Origin of the sequence: Streptomyces sp. NPDC012827, assembly GCF_042900905.1 — a bacterium.
Lineage (GTDB): Bacteria > Actinomycetota > Actinomycetes > Streptomycetales > Streptomycetaceae > Streptomyces > Streptomyces gulbargensis.
In genome coordinates, this window is the sequence record NZ_JBIBBY010000008.1 from 244960 (window position 1) to 261230 (window position 16271).

Genomic DNA, 16271 nt, shown 5'->3' on the forward strand with positions numbered 1-16271 from the left:
TCCGCGCGTCCCCGGCCTTCCCCCGCCGCCGCCCCTCCCCGCACCCAAACCATTGCGCCAAACGTTTGGGCATGCCATCGTGACGGCGTCAAATGGCATGACACAAACCGCGGTTGAGGTCGATCGACGGGGGTGCGTGATGGGGGCGACGGGGGAACGGCGGCCGCCGGACGGGGCGGAAGGAGAGCGTCCCCGGGATCCGCGGCACATGATGGCGCGGACGGTGCCGCGCGCGGACGGTACCGGGCGGGAAGTGCCGGAAGGGGCGGCCGGTGGCGCGGTGCTCGCGCTTCCGCCGTGGACGCGGCCGGCGGGCCCGGCGACCGCCGAGGGGGCGGTCACCGCCCGCATGGTGGGGCCGTTCCGCGTCCTGCACCGGCTCGGCGCGGGCGGGATGGGCGAGGTGCACCTGTGCGCCGGTCCCGACGGGGTGCTCGCGGCGGTGAAGACGGTCCGTGCCGAGTTGCTGAGCGAGGAGCGGATCCGGCGCCGGTTCACCCGTGAGGTGCAGGCCGCCCGCCGGGTCCGCAACCCGTACGTCGTGCCGGTGATCGCGGCCGAGACCGAGACGCCCCTGCCCTGGCTGGCACAGGCCTTCGTCCCGGCACCCGCCGTCGACCACCTCGTACGGCACCTGGGTCCGCTGCCGGAGCCCGTCGTGCGGGCCCTGGGCGGAGGCGTCGCCGTGGCCCTGACCGGCATCCACGGCGCGGGAATCATCCACCGGGACCTCAAACCGGCCAACGTCCTGCTGGCGGCCGACGGGCCGCGCGTGATCGACTTCGGCATCGCCCGGATGGAGGACCGGACCGTCACCCGGGGCGAGGCATGGGGCACGCCCGGCTTCATGTCCCCGGAACAGATCACGGATCCGGAGCGCGTCACGGCCGCGAGCGACGTCTTCTCGCTCGGCGTGCTGCTGTTCCACGCGGCGACGGCGCGGCTGCCGTGGCGGGGGACGACCCCGCTCGAACTCCAGGTCCGCACGGTGGAGGGCGACGCCGACCTGACCGGCCTCGCCCCCGGTCTGCGGCGGCTCGTCACCGACTGCCTCGCCCCCGACCCGGCGGACCGTCCCTCACCCGGCGAACTCGTCGCGGAGCTGCGGGCGACGGACGCCCCCGCGGCCTTCGGTACGGCTCTGGGCGGGCTCCGCCCGGCGCTGGAGTCGTACGCCCGCGCCGTCCTGCACGCCGTACCCGAGGCACGGGTCCTCGGCGCGATGCTGGACCAGGGGCGGGACCGCCGGCTACGGGAGCGGATCGGCGCGCTCCGCGAGCGCGCGGCGGGGCCGGCCGGGCACGCGCTGCCACCCTGGGCCGTTCCGGGGGTGGCGGAGTGGGCCGGGCACGTACCGAAACGGGAGGCGGAGGAGCTGCGCCGGGCCTTCGACGAACTCGCCCGCGAGGTGGCCGACTTCTACGGGTCCGAGGATCCCGAGGCGTTCGTGCTGCGCGGGGAGGCGATCCGCTGGCGTGGCAGGGCCGGCGAGCCGGCGCAGGCCGCCTTCGAACTGGGCGAGCTCGTGGAGGCGGCCGCGGTGGCGCTCGGGCCCGCCGCTCCGGAGGTCCTGCGCCTGCGGCGGCTGCGGGTGACCCTGCTCGCGGTGGCGGGCAACGCAGGGGAGGCGATCCTGCTCCAGGAGGACGTACTACGGCGTGTCCGGGCGTCGTCGGACGCGGCGGGCCCGGTGACGTCGCCGGCCCCCGCGGAGGGCGCCGCCCCGCCCCTCGCCGGGCCGGCGGCGGTCGCCGAGGCGCATGTGGAGCTGGCCGAGCTGTACGGGCGGGCCGGGCGCCCGGAGTCCGCCGCGAAGGAGTACGCGCGCGCCCTGGCGAGCGCGCGGGCGGCGGGCGCGGAGATCCCGGCCGAACGGATCGCCCAGTGGCGCCACCAACAGGCCTTCTGGACCCGGCCCTTCGACCCGGCAGCGGCCCTGGCACTGTTCCGGGCTCTGCACGAGGAGTGCCGGCGGGAGCTGGGTGAGGCCCACTCCCTCACGCTGGGGGCCCTGGAGGGCATCGCGTACACGCTCGGCACCGCCGGGGACGCCGTGGCCGCCCGGGACAGGTACGAGGACCTGCTGCCCCGGGCCCGGGCCCACTTCGGCGCGGACAGCCTGGAGGCGCTGGAGATCTGGGCGAGCCTGGCGACCTGGACCGGGGACGCCGGGGACCCGGCGCGGGCGGCCGAGATGTACGTCGACGTGGTGGCGGCGGCCTTGGGCCGCTGGGGCGAGTCGCACCCCCGGGTCACCCGCTGGGTGCGGGAGGCCCGGGTGTGGCGGCGGCGGGCCGCCGAACGCACCGCCCTCCCGGAGGCGGCGGACGACACGCCCGATGCCACCGCGGAGCCCGCGCTCCCGGCACAGGACGTCCCGGCGGTCCCGGGCGGTCGCGGAGCGAGGAGGGGGCTCATGAGGTGGTGGCCCGGAAGGCGGCGTACGGCTCCGTCCCCGGAGGGGCCGGACGGGCCTGACGCGCACCGGCGGGAGGCCGGCGCGCCGGCCGGGGCGCCCGCCCGTGCCCAGGCCGCTCCCCGGACGGTCGCGCTCGGGCAGGAACTGGCGGAGCGGGTGCATCCCGTGTTCCTGCCGCCCGACCGGTTCCCGCCCGCGCTGGAACGCGTCGACCGGAACGTCCTGCCCGGTCTGAGGACGGCGCTCGCGATCCGGCAGGGCGACAACGTCGACTTCGTCCAGCCCCAGCTGCTCTCCGACGGCGAACTCGAGGGGCTGTGGAGCAGCGCCCGGCGGAACGTCTGCCGGCTGGACGGACTGCGGACCGTCCGGACCGAGACGGGCGACGGCGACGTGATCGCGGAACTGTGGCACCGGGAAGACGTGTTCGTGGCGTCCCGCGCCATCGCTCCGGACTGGCTGGCGCCGGCCCTGTTCGGGACTCCCGAGCCGGAAGGGATCCTGGTCTGCGTCCCGCAGATGCGCAGCCTTCTCGCGGCGCCCGCGCGGCCGGCGACGGTCGCGGCTCTCGCCGCCGTCCTCACCCTGACCGCCGCCGAGCTCCACGCCAGGGCGGCGCATCCCAACCTCGCCGTCTCGCCGGACGTCTACCTGGTCGCCCGGGGCCGCGGGTCGGCCACGTACCAGGCGCAGCGGGTCGGCCGCATGGTGGACGGCCGCCCGGTGGTCGGCGGGGAACTGCTGGATCTGCTCGGCCGGGGATGACGGCGGGGCGGACGGATCCTCGGGCGGTACCGGCCGCGGTACGCGAAGGCCGCTCTGCGATGATCCACGGGGTACGGCTGACCCGCCGGGGCGGCCGTGGAGCGCGGGACGCGGAGGAGGGCCGGCATGGGGGACTCGGTGACGCTGCGGGAGATCGCGGACCGGCTCGGGTTGCACGTCTCCACCGTGTCGCGGGTCCTGCACGGCTCGCCCGACGCCCGGCGGCGCGCGGCGTCGGCGCGGACGGCGCGGCGCGTCGAGGAGCTGGCCTCGGAGCTCGGTTACCGTCCCAACCCGCATGCCACCAGCCTGCGGACGCGCCGCAGCCGGCTCATCGGCGTCCTGTTCCCCCGGCTGTCCGAGGTCGTGGTCGCCACCATCTACGAGGGCATCGAGGAGGAGGCCACCGCCCGCGGGTTCTCCACCTTCGTCACGAACACGCACGACGAGCCGGCGACGCAGCGCGAGCGGATCGAGATGGTCCTCGCCCGGAGGGTGGACGGGCTGATCATCGGCGACGCCCACCTGGACGGGGCGGCGCTGGCCGGCCTCGAACGGAGCGGCACGCCGTTCGTCCTCGTCAACCGCCGTACGGACGGCGGGCATCCGGCCGTCGTCTGCGACGACCGCCTCGGCGGGCGGCTGGTGGCCGAGCATTTCCTCGGTCTGGGGCACCGCCGGGTCGGTGTGATCGCGGGCGAGGCGTTCGCCAGTACGGGCACGGACCGCACCACCGGTTTCGCGGACCGCTATCGCGAGGCGGGGCTGCCGCTGCCCCCGGAGGCCGTACGCGCCTGCGGCTTCGACACGGCCGGCGGCCGGCGGGCCGCCACCGAACTGCTCGCCTCCGCGCCCCGCCCCACCGCCCTCTTCGCGGTCAACGACCTGGCGGCGATCGGCGCGATGGGCGCGGCCCGTGACCTCGGCCTGCGCGTCGGTGCCGACCTCGCGCTCGCCGGCTTCAACGACATCCCCGTCGCGGCGGAGTTGCCGGTAGCGCTGACCAGCGTCCACTCCCCCATGAAGGACCTCGGCCGCACGGCCCTGCGCGAACTCCTCCGCCACCTCTCCGGTGGCACCCCGGCCGCCCGCCGCCTCTCCCCGCACCTGACGGTCCGCGCCTCCAGCGGCTCCGCGATCGGACCCGCGCTCGCCCCGTGACCGGCTCCGCGCGCCGGCCCGGTGCCGCGCCGGGCCGCCGTGCGGGCGGCGCGGCCGCTCACGGCCGGCCCGGCGGGTCGCCTCCCCCTTCCGCCTCCCGCCGGCCGCGCGGTCGCAGGAGCGCCGTGAGGACGACGGCCGTGAGGGTGCCGGCGACGACCCCGCTGCCGAGAATCGTGCGGGCCCAGGTGGGGAAGCCCGCGTACAGGTCGGGGGCGAGGAGGGGCAGGAGACCGGCGGTGAGGGCGAGGGCGGCGGTCAGGGTGCCGTGGCCGGTGGCGGAGAGGTCGGCGCGGCGGAGCATGTCGACCCCGAGGACGGCGATGACGGCGTAGACGACGAGGGAGGAGCCGCCGACGACGGCCTCGGGGATGCCGGCCAGGGCGCGGGAGACGGGGGTAGCGAGGCCGAGCGCGACGAGGAGGACACCGGCGCCGGCGGTGACGAAGCGGCTGCGGACACCGGTGAGGCGGCCGATGCCGATGTTCTCGGCGCTGGTGACCATGAGCGAGGTGCCGAACAGGCCGCCGGCCAGCGAGACCAGGGCGTCGGCGCGGGCGACGCGCGGCACGTCGCGGGCCGGCTCCGGCCTGCGGCCGACGGTCTCGCTGTTGAGCACGGTCTGGCCGGTGATCTCGGCCAGGGTGGTGAGGCTGAACACCAGCAGCGGGAGGGCGGCCAGGACGTCGAAGCGGGGGGAGCCGAAGGGCAGGAAGGCGGGCAGGGCGAAGCCGCCGCCGGCCGCCGGGGTGAAGTCCCCCAGGCCGGTCACCACCGCCACGGCGGTGCCGGCCGCCATGCCGAGGAGGATCGAGGTCTGACGCCGGACGCCGCGCAGCAGTACGTACGCGGCGGCGGTCGCCGCGACCGTGATGGCGGCCAGGAGCACCGCGCGCGGCTCGCCGGTGCCGTCCGGCCCGGTGACGAGGCGGGCGGCGACCCGGATCATGGCGATGCCGATGAGCAGCACGGTCACGCCCATGACGAGCGGCGGAAAGAGCCGTACGACCCGGGTGTACAGGGGCAGGACGGCCAGCAGGAGTCCTGCCGCCAGGAGGACCGCGCCGGTGGCGGTCGGCGCGCCGTGCTCCTGCGCGATCTGGAGGAACAGGGCGGTCGCCGCCCCGCCGGGCAGCATGACGAACGGAAGGCGGCCACCGATCCGCCCCACGCCGAGGGACTGGAGGAGCGCGCCCGCGCCGCACAGCAGCAGGACGGCGCTGAGCAGCGAGGCCGTCGCCCCCGCCTGCATGCGCAGGGTGCCGGAGACGAGGAAGACGGTGGAGACGGGGGCGGCGATCATCGCGAGGACGTGCTGCGCCGCCAGGGGGGCCAGGCGGCGCAGCGGCACCCGCGCGTCGACGGGCGCGGGCGCGCCGGCCGGGGCGGGGGACGGAGGGGTGGCCGGGGCGGTCGTCATGCCGTGGCCTCCAGCCACGGGATCTCGTCGGCGGTGTAACGGTAGGCGCGGAAGACGGCGTTGGGCTCGGACGGAAAGAGGCCCCGGACCTCGCTCTCGCCGTAGCCGGCGAAGTGGGGGACCACGTATTCCCAGCACAGGTAGCCGTCCCTCGTCACTTCGAAGAGGCGCCCCGACGGGGAGTCGGTGACGAGCGTGTTGCCGTTGGGCAGGCGCTGCGCCGAGCCCATGAACGGTGCGAAGAAGAACTCGCGGGCGGGGTCGTGGTACTCCCACACGACGTCTCCGGTCGTGCGGTCGATCTCGACGACGCGGGAGTACGGCACGTCGTGGCCGGGCCGGAAGACGCCGTTGTCGAAGACGAGGAGGCTGCCGTCGTCCAGTTCGGTGGGCGCGTGCTGCTGGCTGACCGTTCCGGGGCGGCTGCGCCAGAGGATCTCGCCGGTGTCCCGGCTGATGACGACGACGGCGGAGACGCTGCGCAGACTGGCGAGGATGTTGCCGTCGCGCAGGGGCGTGACGCTGTTGATCAGGGGCCAGTGTTCCCGGGCGTACGCCTCGTGGAGCGCGAAGGAGTCCCGGTCGAGGTGCTCCGCCGCCCGCCAGGACCAGAGGAGTTCGCCGTCGGGGCCGATCTCCTTGACGGTGTCGGCCCAGACGGTGCCGCCGGCGGCCTCCGAGCCGGGCACTCCGCCCCGTACCGCCGCGGCGTCGGCCCCGGTGAGGGGTTCGAGGGCGGTGTAGAGGACGCGGCCGTCGGCGTGGTGGTGGGCGTCGTGGTGCTGGAGGGGGTCGCGGTGTTCGCGCAGCACGGTTCCGTCGGGCGCGGCACGGAGCATGACGCCGCCCCGGTACTTGTGCCACATCGGGAACAGCGCCTTCTCGCCGGGGAGTACGCCGTTGTAGGCGAGGGTTCCGCCGTCGAGGAGCCGGGCGTGGCGGCCGGGGCGGTAGGGCAGGTTCCACCGGTGGACGGTGCGGCCGTGGAGGTCGACGAGGTAGACCTCGCCGGTGCCGGTGAGGGGCGCGTAGAGGGTGTATCCCTCCGACGCCGCGGTGTCGTCGAGGGCGATGAGGCCGGTGGGGCGCCGGCGGCGCGAGTTCTGGTCGATCAGGGGCATGTCGGAGCTCCTCGCTTCAAACTTTCTTTGATGAGAACAACTGACTTTGACGGTAGGGGCGGGGTGTGACGTGCGTGTGTCAGCTGTACGAAATCGTCGGCGGCGGCCCGCCGCGCGCGGCGTAGGCTGCGGTCAGGCGCCGCCGACCGGGCGGAGCGGCGCCGCGGGGCGGGAAGGACGGGAGCAGTCATGGAGGCCGCGAACACACCGCGGGTCGGCGCCGCCGTGCGCCGCCGGCGCCGGGCGCTGGATCTGACGCTCGCCGAGGTCGGGCGGCGCAGCGGGCTCTCCTCCCCGTTCCTCAGCCAGATCGAGAACGACCGGGCGCGCCCCAGCATGCGTTCGCTCCAGCGGATCGCGGACGCGCTCGGCACCACGGCGGTGCAGTTGCTCGCCGCCTCGGACGAGACCCGTACCGTCGACGTCGTGCGCGCCGGGGACGACAGCGGCCTGGACCGGGAGGGCCGTGTCCGGCCGGTCGTGCGGGGCCGTCATCAGCTGCACGCGCTGGAGTTCGTGGGCCGGCACGAGGCGGACCGTGAGTTCCGGCACCGGCACGACGAGTTGATGTACGTGGCGGACGGCGCGGTGGAGGTGGAGGCCGACGGCCGGCTCCACCGTCTGGAACGCGGTGACTCCCTGCTCCTGTCGGGCGGCGTGCGCCACCGCTGGCGCACCACGGATTCCGGCTCCCGGGTCCTCGTCGTCGCGGTCGGCGAACATCTGGAGCTGCTGGAGCCGTGAGGAACCCGCCGGCGGCGGTCCGCCCGCGGCCCCGTGATGCGGATCGGCGGCGAACCGGCGCCGGGAGGCGGCACCTCCGCTCCGGCCGCCGTCCGCCCGCCGCCAGGAGCGGCGGCATCGGGCGCCATGCCCCAGACTCGTACCAAGGGGCCGGTACGTGAGACGCCGGCCGTGAAGCCCGGCGCGGGTCGGCCGGCAGGCAAGTCAGGTCAGCGTCAGGTCACGGGGAGTGTGACCGCCGTGCTCGAGGTCCCGTTCTGGTTGTGGGCGGCGTTCGCCGCGACGGTGGTGGTGTCGCTGGCGGTGGACCTGCTGGCCCACCGCAGCGCGCACGTGATCGGATTCAAGGAGGCGGCCGCCTGGAGCGGCCTGTGGGTGGGCCTCGCACTGGTCTTCGGCGCCGTCGTCTTCCTCGTCCTCGGGACGACCGCGGGCACGGAGTACACGACGGCCTGGCTGCTGGAGAAGAGTCTGTCCGTCGACAACCTCTTCGTCTTCGCCGTGATCTTCGGGTACTTCAAGGTGCCCCGCGCCTACCAGCACCGGGTGCTGTTCTTCGGCGTCATCGGCGCCCTGGTCTTCCGGGGCGTCTTCCTGTCGCTCGGCGTGGCCGTGGTCAGCCGTTTCACCGCGATCCTCTTCGTCTTCGCCGCCATCCTCTTCTACAGCACGTACAAGCTGCTCAGGGAGGAGGACGACACCTTCGACCCGGGCAACAGCTTCGCCGTCAGGCTGCTGCGGAAGGTCGTACCGGTGCGTGACGAGTACGCGGGGGCGAAGTTCTTCGTCAAGGAGGCGGGCAGGCGCGTGGCGACGCCGCTGCTCGCGGTGGTGGCGGCGATCGAGGCGGCCGACCTGATCTTCGCCGTGGACAGCGTCCCGGCCGTGCTGGCCGTGAGCGACGACGCCTTCATCGTCTACACCAGCAACGCCTTCGCCATCCTCGGCCTGCGCGCCCTCTACTTCATGCTGTCCGGTCTCCTCGACCGCTTCCACTACCTCAACACCGGCCTCGCGGTGATCCTGTCGTTCATCGGCGTCAAGCTGATCCTCCAGGCGTCCCACAAGCTGATCAGCCCCGCTGTTCCGGAGATCCCGTCCCCGATCAGCCTGGCCGTCATCGCCGCGATCCTCACCGCCTCCGTCGTGTTCAGCCTGCGCCTGCCGCCCGGGGGCAAGAAGCCGGGGGACGCCGGCCCGGAGGACGCGGACTCCCCGGGGGAACCGGACCCCGCCCCGGAGGCCCGGGACGCCGGCCCGGGCGACCCGCCTTCCCGCCCACCCGGCTGACCGCTCCGGGCGAGCCCGGAAGACCCCCCCGAGACCGGCTTCCCTCCCGCCCGGCACAGGACTATCGTTAAAAAATGGGTAAAAACGAGCACCCGACCGGGCAGCACGGCGTGCTTGTCTGCCCGGTCTGCAAGCAGACCGTCGACACCGTGGTGAAGCGCCGGCACAAGACGCTGGGCGCCTTCGTCCCCGAGTGGGGGCCGGGTCCGTGCCGCAACCCGGACTGCCCCGAGTATCTGGAGGAGCCTTCGCCCGACACACGGACGGCGCGCGGCGATTCCTCGCCCTGAGCCCCTCGCGGGCGTCGGCGGCGACGAGGCGGTACGGGACACCGGCCCCGCCCGGTGCGGCGCGGGGGCCGGTGACTGGGGTCCGCCCGGGGAAGACCGTTCCCGAGGTCCGTCGGGTCCGGTCACGTCCCGGGCGGGTCCCACGGCTTCCGAGGGCGCGCGCCGGATCACGGCGGCCGCCTGCGGCTTCGCCGGATCGCCCGGCGTCCGTGGGTTCGCGTGGGCGTCCGTCAGAACGCGAAGACCGCGGTCGCCGCCGTGCGGGCCGACAGCTCGCACGGGTTGCCGTAGGTCTCCGACCAGGTGACGCGCCGCCCCTGCCAGACGCCGTCCCCCGTGACGGTGACCGGGTTCCACTCGCGCGTACAGGGGCGGTCCTCCCCTATCGCCGTCAGGTTCGTGAAGTCCCCGTCCGCCGCCGCCAGTTCCGCGCAGGCCTCCTCGGGCGCGGGATGGGTGCCGGACGGGGTCGGAGAGCAGTTCAGGGTGACCGCGCGGGTGACGGTGGCGGTCGCCGGGTCCTCGCCCTCACCGATGGTGAGGACGAGCGCCGACGGCGCGTAGAGGCTCGCGGGCGCCGCCTCGGCCGTGCCGGTGCCGGTGAGGGCGGTGCCGACAAGGGCGAGGCCCGTCGCGGTGGCGAAGGCGGTGGCGCCGAGGGTGCGGAAGTAACGCACAGGAGTGTCCCTTCGTGAGGTGACCTTGAGGGTTGCGGGCCGATCGGCCACGGCTCGGAGTTTTGTCGAGGCGCAGCCTGATCGCACACCTGGTCGCAAGGTTCCGGCCGTCGCCCGCCACGGACCCCGACCGACTGGTCGTTCGGGCAGATGAGAGGCGGTGTTCCGCTCTTCCTCCGCCGCCTCCGGGGCGCGGTCGGCGCAGCGGTACAAGCTCGGACGATCCGCTGGCCTGCGACGTCACAAAAAAGGTTCAAAACGGGACCTTCCGTGCGGAGTCACGATCGTCCGGAATGCAGGGCCCCTGCGGCCGGCAGGGCGGGGCGGGAGGCTCCGCTTCGATCTCCGGCCCGCCGGAGATCGAACCGAGGAGAGACGCCGCCCAGGACGAATTCCGGGCGAACTCCTTCGGTCCGGCCCGTGACCAGCGAGTTCTCCCCCGCGGAGGGCGGAAGGGCACACCGGAGTCCGTCGCCTTCTCCGTGTCCCGGCGGTATCGGAGCGGCCGGGACGAAGCCAAGCGGCCGGAAAACGTGCATGCTGGGCACCAACAGCGGTCGAGTTCCTGTCGGGAGGCCGGAAGAGTGAACGACGGCAAGGGGAGACGGCGCCTGGTCGGCCGTGCCTCGGCCGGGAGGGGTGCGGCGGCGCACCGCTCGGCCGGATCCGGGGGGCGGTTCGGGCGGGGCGGCGCGCGGACGCCCTTCGACCGGCTCACCACCCGTGACCGGCTGGCCTGGCTGAATCTGGCCGGTACCAGGATCGGCACCACCCTCGACCTGGAACGCACCGCGCAGGAGCTGGCCGAGTTCACCGTGCCCGGCTTCGCCGACGGCGCCGCCGTCGACATCCTGGAGAGCGTCCTGCGGGGCGACGAGGGACTGCGCTGGACGGGTACCGGCGTCCCTCCCATGCGGGCCACCGCCGTGTGCGCCGTCGACGCGCTCTCCTCCCTGGAGCCCACCCCGGTCGGCGAGACCACCTTCCGGGCCGAGGAGGCGCACGAGACGCTGCTCCACCGCTACTGCCTGCGGCAGGGCAAGCCGGTGCTGGTGAGCCGGATGCGGGACGACGACTTCCTCAGGGTCGCCCCGACCGGGAGCGCCGCGGCCAAGATGCGGGCCGCCGGGGTGCACAGCTACCTGGCGGTCCCGCTGATCGCCCGGGGCCTGCTGCTCGGCAGCGCGGACTTCGTCCGCGGACCGGGCACCCCACCGTTCTCGGCCACCGACCTGGCCCTCGCGGAACAGCTCGCCTCGCAGGCCGCCGTCTACATCGACAACGCCCGGCTGTACGGCCGTGAGCGCGAGCACGTCGTCTCGCTCCAGCGGAGCCTCCTGCCCCGCGCGACCCCCGTGACGCCCGGTCTGCGGGTGCGGGGCGAGTACGCGCCGTCCACAGCCCATCACGGCGTGGGCGGCGACTGGTACGACGTGATGGCGCTGCCCGGCGGGCGTACGGCCCTGATGGTGGGCGACGTGATGGGGCACGGGCTGCCCGCCGCCGCCACGATGGGGAGGCTGCGGGCGGTCGCCCGCACCCTGATGACCCTGGACATGGCGCCCGAGCGCGTCCTGGCCCGGCTCGACCTCGCCACCCGCGACCTGGAGGACGAGCAGGTCGCCACCTTCCTCTGCGCCGTGTTCGACCCGGCCGACTCGACGTACACGCTGGCCAGCGCCGGGCACCTGCCCCCGCTGCTGCTCGGCGGGCCGGACGCCGCGGCGTTCGCGGACGTCCCCGTCGGCGCGCCGCTGGGGGCGGGTGTGATCCCGTACGACGCGGTCCGCCTGCGCGTACCGCCGGGCGGCAGTCTGGTGATGTACACCGACGGCCTGGTGAAGTCCCGGCACGCGGACCTGGAGCGGCAGCTGGACCTGCTGCGCTCGGCGGCGGGCGGGCTGGCGCCGGAGGCGGTCGAAGGCGGCGGCCTCATCGGGTGCTCTCCCGCGGGCGCGGCCCGTTTCGACGAGGCCGTGCTCCTCGTCGCGACGACCGCCGGGGACGCCACGGGCGCCCCGGCCGACGTGCGGGAGTGGACCCTGCCACGGGAGGGGCGCGCGGCGTCCGTGGCCCGGGGTCTGGTCACCGACCAGCTCGCCGCGTGGGAGCTGACGGAGCTGGCCGACGTGTGCGAACTGGTCGTCTCCGAACTCGTGGGCAACGCCCTGCGGTACGGCAACGGGCCGGGCCGGCTCCGGCTGCTGCGCGGCGAGCGCCTGGTCGTGGAGGTCTCGGACACCGGTCCCGACCTGCCGCAGATCCAGCACGCCGATCTCAGCGACGAGGGCGGCCGGGGCCTTCAGCTCATCAACATGCTGTGCCGCCGGTGGGGTTCGTGCCGCACCGTCACCGGCAAGGTGGTCTGGGCGGAGCAGAACCTGCCCTCCTGAGGGCGGCCCCCGCGGCGGGGCGCCTCAGGGGGACGGCGGCAGCCGCTTCGACTCCCCGGCCGGCGGCGGTCCCTGACGGGCCGCCCCGTGTCCGGCCGCCGCGGCCCCCAGCGCCCGCAGGGCGAGCAGCAGGACGCCGATGTCGTCCAGGTACACGGGGTCCGGCAGCAGGTCGACCGGCGAGACCGTGTACACGACCGCGGTCCAGAAGAGGGCCTTGGAACGCAGCGGGACTCCGGCGTCCAGCAGCAGTTTGCGGGCCCGCAGGACCCGGACGAGCAGAACGGCCGCGCAGCCCGCCACCGCGAGTACGAGAACCAGGGCCACGATCAGCCAGGGTGCGTTGTCCATGGCGCTCTCCTACCCCGTCACGGCCGCGCCGCGCGGGCCGGCCCGTCGGGCGGCGGGGTTTGACCTCCCGGTGAGCGGCAATGCGGATCGGCGGGCGCCCACCACACCGTGACGACCAGCCAGCCCTGAGTCACCGTCCAGGAAGGCAACCATGTCGACCGTGACCGCAGTTCTCATCCTCGTGGCGCTGCTCGCCGCGCTGGTGGCGGCCGGCGTCCTGCTCCGGGCCCGTACCGGCGCGGACGGCGGCAGGCGCTCCCTCGAACGGCGTTTCGGCCCCGAGTACGACCGCACCCTCGAACAGCACGGCGGCGACCGCGAGTCGGCCCACCGCGATCTGCGCGAGCGGGTCGAGCGGTACGGCCGCATCCGTCCGCTGCCGCTGGAGGCGGCGGTCCGCGAGCACTACACCGGCCGGTGGGCCACGCTCCAGGAACGCTTCGTCGACGCGCCGGGGCAGGCCCTCGCCGATGCCGACGAGCTTCTGACCAGGATCGCGGCGACGCGGGGCTTCCCCGAGCCCGACCGGCGCGAGGAGCAGCTCGCCGCGCTGTCGGTGCACCACCCGCATCAGGTGGAGGGCCTGCGCGCGCTGCGGCACGCGGCGCGTACCCAGGCGGCCTCCACCGAGGAGATGCGCAGGGCGCTGCTCGGGGCGCGTGCCCTGTTCGAGGAGCTGACGGCGGCCACGTCCTCCGTCACCGGCCGCCCGGCCTCCGGGCGGCACCGGGCGCCCCATCTCCTCAAGCCGAAGGGAAGTGGTGCGTGATGGCGCACGAGAACCATGACCGGTGGGCCAAGGGCGGGGACGAGGAGGACCCGCGGCAGGCGTCCACTCCCCCGACGGGCCCGGCCGCGCCCCTCGACGGAGAGGGGCCGCCGCCCGGGAGCGTCCCCGTCCAGCGCACCGGCCCTCCGGCGCCCCCGCCCGCCGTACCACCACCCACCGCACTGCCGCGGCAGCGGCAGCCGACCGTCCCGTCCGAGGATCCCGGTGCCGCGGGCCGGAACGGCGGGAGCGAGCGGAACGCTCCCGCCGCGACCCCCGCCGCGCCGCGCGGACGGGACGCCGCCGACCAGCCGGACGCCGGGTCCGCCCCCGGCGGGAGCCCGGCTCCGGCCGACGACGACCGGCTGTTCGACGAGGACACGCGCGACCGTCTCGAACAGCGCCTGCACCAGGCGCTCGTACGGTTCGTCGACGCGCCCCACGAATCGGTCGCCGAGGCGGACGAGGTCCTGGCGGAGGCGGAGGAACAGCTCCTCGCCTCCTTGCGGGACCGCCGGGCCGCGCTGCGGGCGGACTGGCGGGAGGACGGCCGGGCCGGTGGCCCGAACCGGGACACCGAGCGGCTCCGGGTGCTGCTGCGGACCTACCGCGAAGTGACGCGGCGGCTGCTCGGCACCTGAGCGCGGCCACCTCCCGAGGACCGGAAACCCCCTGGACACCAGGGGGTTTCCGGCCCTCCGGACGGGTGGACGTCACTCCTCCGGGAGACATGGCACACAAGCACCGCACATGTCCGCCTCGACGGGGTAGCAGAGTGCGGGCGGGGCCGTCGGACGTATTGTTGCCGTTTGACAACTATGGCCGTGGAGCAACAGAGTAGGCGTGTCGGACGCACACGGGGAAGGACCAGGAATGCTCCGGTGGGCGGAGATGTCTTCGTGTGCTGGCCACCCGCACCGTGAGGCGCCGGTGGCACCGGCGTGGCGAACGGGCGCTCAGGCGGTCCGGCCGGCCGCGTCGGGGGTGACGCCGTGTATCTGCGTCGCGGCGGCGGAGCAGAAGGCCTCCAGCCCTTCCAGCAGCGCGACCCGCTTCTCGGCGGGCATGTCCGACAGCACCTGCCGCAGCTCCCGCTCCCGGCGGGCGCGCAGATCGGCGAGGAACGCGCGGCCCGGGGCGCTCAGGTGCAGCCGGACCTCCCGCCTGTCCCCCTGGCTCACGGTCCGCTCGACGAACCCGGCCGCCACGAGCCGGTCGCAGAGCCGGCTGGTGGAGGGCGGGGTGGAGGCGAGCGACTCGGCGAGGGTGCGCAGGTTGATGCCCTCGTGGTGTTCGAGGATGTGCAGCACCCGTAGCTGGGAGGCCGAGGTGGGTGCGGTCGACGCCCGGCCCCATACGACTTCCAGCAGCTCGACGGCCGTGGTCGTCACACGTGCGACCTCGTCGGGCTCTGGGCGGCGGCGGAAGGCAGTCACAGTCACACTCTCGCAGGCACGGGGATGCCTGTCAGCGTACTAGGCGTACGCATTGATCACCGATGCCCCCGGGCCGGGGTGTTCCCGACGGAACCCGGCCCCGGCCGAGGGGCACCCGCAGCGGAGAAGGAATGGTGTGTTTCCGACATGAAGAGACTTCTGGCCGCCGAACGCGCGCTGCGTGCGGCGGCTCCCCACGAGTTGCTCGACGCCATCCGTGCCGTACTGACGGAACAGTACGACGCGGAGGACATCGAGCTGTTCATGGCCGACTACGGCCTGACCGTCCTCCAGCCCGTGTCGGTCCTGCCGCTGTCGGGCGAGCCGGTGTCCGTGCACAACAGTCCGGCCGGCCGCGCCTTCGGCTCCCAGGAGCCGTACCTCGAGGAGAAGGACGGGCGGGCGCGCCTGCACCTGCCGGTCAGCGTGCGCGGGGACCGGCTGGGCGTGCTGACCGTGACCCTGCCCGGGAGTGACGCGGCACGGCGGTGGGCGCCCGAACTGGCCGAGACGGCCGACGTGCTGGCCCGTGAGCTGATGGTGGCCGAGCGCGACACCGACCTGTACCTCCAGGCGCGCCGCAAGGACCGGCTCACCCTGGCCGCCGAGATGCAGTGGCAGCTGCTGCCCGGCCGCTCGTGCTCGCGCGCCGAGTACGACCTGGGAGCCCAGCTGGAGCCCGCGTACGCCATCTTCGGGGACAACTTCGACTGGTCCTCCACCGCCGACCACCTGATGCTCTACGTCACCAACGGCATGGGCGAGGGCATAGAGGCCGCCCTGCTCACGAACCTGGCCATCAACGCGCTGCGCAACGCCCGGCGGGCCGGCATCTCGCTCGCCGACCAGGCGGCCCTGGCCGATCAGGCCGTCTACGCGCACTACCAGGGGCGGGCATACCTGTCCGTCCTCATGTTCGACTTCGATCTGGCCACCGGACGGGCGTGGGTGGTGGACGCGGGCTCGCCCCGGCTGGTGCGGCTGCGCCGCGGCGTCGTGGAACACGTCACCTTCGAGGCCCAGTTGCCGTTGGGCATGTTCGAGGAGACCGACTACGTGGCGCAGGATTTCCACGTCGAGCCCGGCGACAGGCTCGTCTTCGTCAGCGACGGGGTGCACGCCGCTGCGTCCCCCAAGGGGGAGGAGTACGGCGAGGAGGCCCTCACCCGGGCCGTCCACTCCACGCGGCTGCTGCCCGCCGCCGAGGTGCCCCGTGCCATCCTGCGGGAGCTCGGCGGACACCGGGGACGGTCGACGCCGGACGACGATGCCCTGGTGGTGTGCCTGGACTGGCGGGGAAGGCCCCCCGGTGACCGAACGGGCGGTGAGCGGATGTGACGATCGCGTGTGGGTCGGAGGTGCGACCTCGCGTTAACGTTTGTCATGTAGCAATAATTGCTCGGGGACGGCCGACCGGACGGCCCCGGGTCTCGTA

General features: G+C 74.5%; 14 protein-coding genes. 9 read left to right on the top strand and 5 right to left on the bottom strand.

Features of this window, described 5'->3' with window-relative positions; translation table 11 throughout:
- The first annotated feature begins 280 nt into the window (after positions 1 to 280).
- Together ACFY60_RS19710 and ACFY60_RS19715 are read left to right on the top strand one after the other, a co-directional pair.
- On the top strand, positions 281 to 3184 hold the full coding sequence (locus ACFY60_RS19710) for a protein kinase (RefSeq protein WP_389458883.1): 2904 nt from the start codon (positions 281 to 283) through the stop codon (positions 3182 to 3184).
- A gap of 126 nt (positions 3185 to 3310) precedes the next feature.
- Complete coding sequence (locus tag ACFY60_RS19715) at positions 3311 to 4345, top strand: LacI family DNA-binding transcriptional regulator (RefSeq protein WP_388612031.1); 1035 nt, start codon at positions 3311 to 3313, stop codon at positions 4343 to 4345.
- A gap of 58 nt (positions 4346 to 4403) precedes the next feature.
- Here ACFY60_RS19715 and ACFY60_RS19720 read toward each other — a convergent pair whose 3' ends face one another.
- Both ACFY60_RS19720 and ACFY60_RS19725 read right to left on the bottom strand, forming a co-directional pair.
- Positions 4404 to 5765 carry a uracil-xanthine permease family protein gene (locus ACFY60_RS19720; protein WP_388612032.1) on the bottom strand — a complete coding sequence of 454 codons (1362 nt, stop codon included), beginning with the start codon at positions 5763 to 5765 and terminating at the stop codon, positions 4404 to 4406.
- Entirely contained in the window at positions 5762 to 6886 is a 1125-nt protein-coding gene (locus ACFY60_RS19725; protein WP_388612033.1) for an aryl-sulfate sulfotransferase, read from the bottom strand. The genes ACFY60_RS19720 and ACFY60_RS19725 overlap by 4 nt, the downstream gene beginning before the upstream one ends.
- Positions 6887 to 7075: 189 nt before the next feature.
- On the opposite strand from ACFY60_RS19725, the gene ACFY60_RS19730 reads away from it, so the two are divergent.
- From ACFY60_RS19730 to ACFY60_RS19740, 3 genes are all read left to right on the top strand, one after another.
- Positions 7076 to 7630 (top strand): helix-turn-helix domain-containing protein, encoded by a 555-nt coding sequence (locus ACFY60_RS19730; RefSeq protein WP_388612034.1) that lies wholly within the window; start codon positions 7076 to 7078, stop codon positions 7628 to 7630.
- A 240-nt stretch (positions 7631 to 7870) separates the two neighbouring features.
- Entirely contained in the window at positions 7871 to 8920 is a 1050-nt protein-coding gene (locus tag ACFY60_RS19735; protein ID WP_388612130.1) for a TerC family protein, read from the top strand.
- 74 nt (positions 8921 to 8994) lie between these two features.
- Positions 8995 to 9210: a hypothetical protein gene (locus tag ACFY60_RS19740; RefSeq protein WP_388612035.1), complete on the top strand. Its 216-nt coding sequence runs from the start codon at positions 8995 to 8997 to the stop codon at positions 9208 to 9210.
- Positions 9211 to 9440: 230 nt separating this feature from the next.
- Here ACFY60_RS19740 and ACFY60_RS19745 read toward each other — a convergent pair whose 3' ends face one another.
- Entirely contained in the window at positions 9441 to 9887 is a 447-nt protein-coding gene (locus tag ACFY60_RS19745) for an SSI family serine proteinase inhibitor (RefSeq protein ID WP_388612036.1), read from the bottom strand.
- Between the two features lie 584 nt (positions 9888 to 10471).
- Between ACFY60_RS19745 and ACFY60_RS19750 the strand changes: the two genes are divergently transcribed.
- Complete coding sequence (locus tag ACFY60_RS19750; RefSeq protein WP_388612037.1) at positions 10472 to 12280, top strand: SpoIIE family protein phosphatase; 1809 nt, start codon at positions 10472 to 10474, stop codon at positions 12278 to 12280.
- A 24-nt stretch (positions 12281 to 12304) separates the two neighbouring features.
- On the opposite strand, the gene ACFY60_RS19755 is transcribed toward ACFY60_RS19750, so the two are convergent.
- The gene (locus ACFY60_RS19755; protein ID WP_388612038.1) at positions 12305 to 12631 is read right to left on the bottom strand and encodes a YkvA family protein; all 327 of its coding nucleotides are present in this window, start codon (positions 12629 to 12631) and stop codon (positions 12305 to 12307) included.
- 151 nt (positions 12632 to 12782) lie between these two features.
- Here ACFY60_RS19755 and ACFY60_RS19760 point away from each other — a divergent pair, with 151 nt between their 5' ends.
- Both ACFY60_RS19760 and ACFY60_RS19765 read left to right on the top strand, forming a co-directional pair.
- Positions 12783 to 13400, top strand: a complete 618-nt coding sequence (locus ACFY60_RS19760; RefSeq protein WP_388612039.1) for a hypothetical protein — start codon at positions 12783 to 12785, stop codon at positions 13398 to 13400.
- On the top strand, positions 13400 to 14041 hold the full coding sequence (locus tag ACFY60_RS19765) for a hypothetical protein (protein WP_388612040.1): 642 nt from the start codon (positions 13400 to 13402) through the stop codon (positions 14039 to 14041). The genes ACFY60_RS19760 and ACFY60_RS19765 overlap by 1 nt, the downstream gene beginning before the upstream one ends.
- Positions 14042 to 14356: 315 nt before the next feature.
- Here the strand turns inward: ACFY60_RS19765 and ACFY60_RS19770 are convergent, their stop codons facing one another.
- Entirely contained in the window at positions 14357 to 14791 is a 435-nt protein-coding gene (locus ACFY60_RS19770; protein ID WP_388612041.1) for a MarR family transcriptional regulator, read from the bottom strand.
- Positions 14792 to 14983: 192 nt separating this feature from the next.
- Here ACFY60_RS19770 and ACFY60_RS19775 point away from each other — a divergent pair, with 192 nt between their 5' ends.
- Positions 14984 to 16174: a PP2C family protein-serine/threonine phosphatase gene (locus ACFY60_RS19775; RefSeq protein WP_388612042.1), complete on the top strand. Its 1191-nt coding sequence runs from the start codon at positions 14984 to 14986 to the stop codon at positions 16172 to 16174.
- The last annotated feature ends 97 nt before the right edge of the window (positions 16175 to 16271 follow it).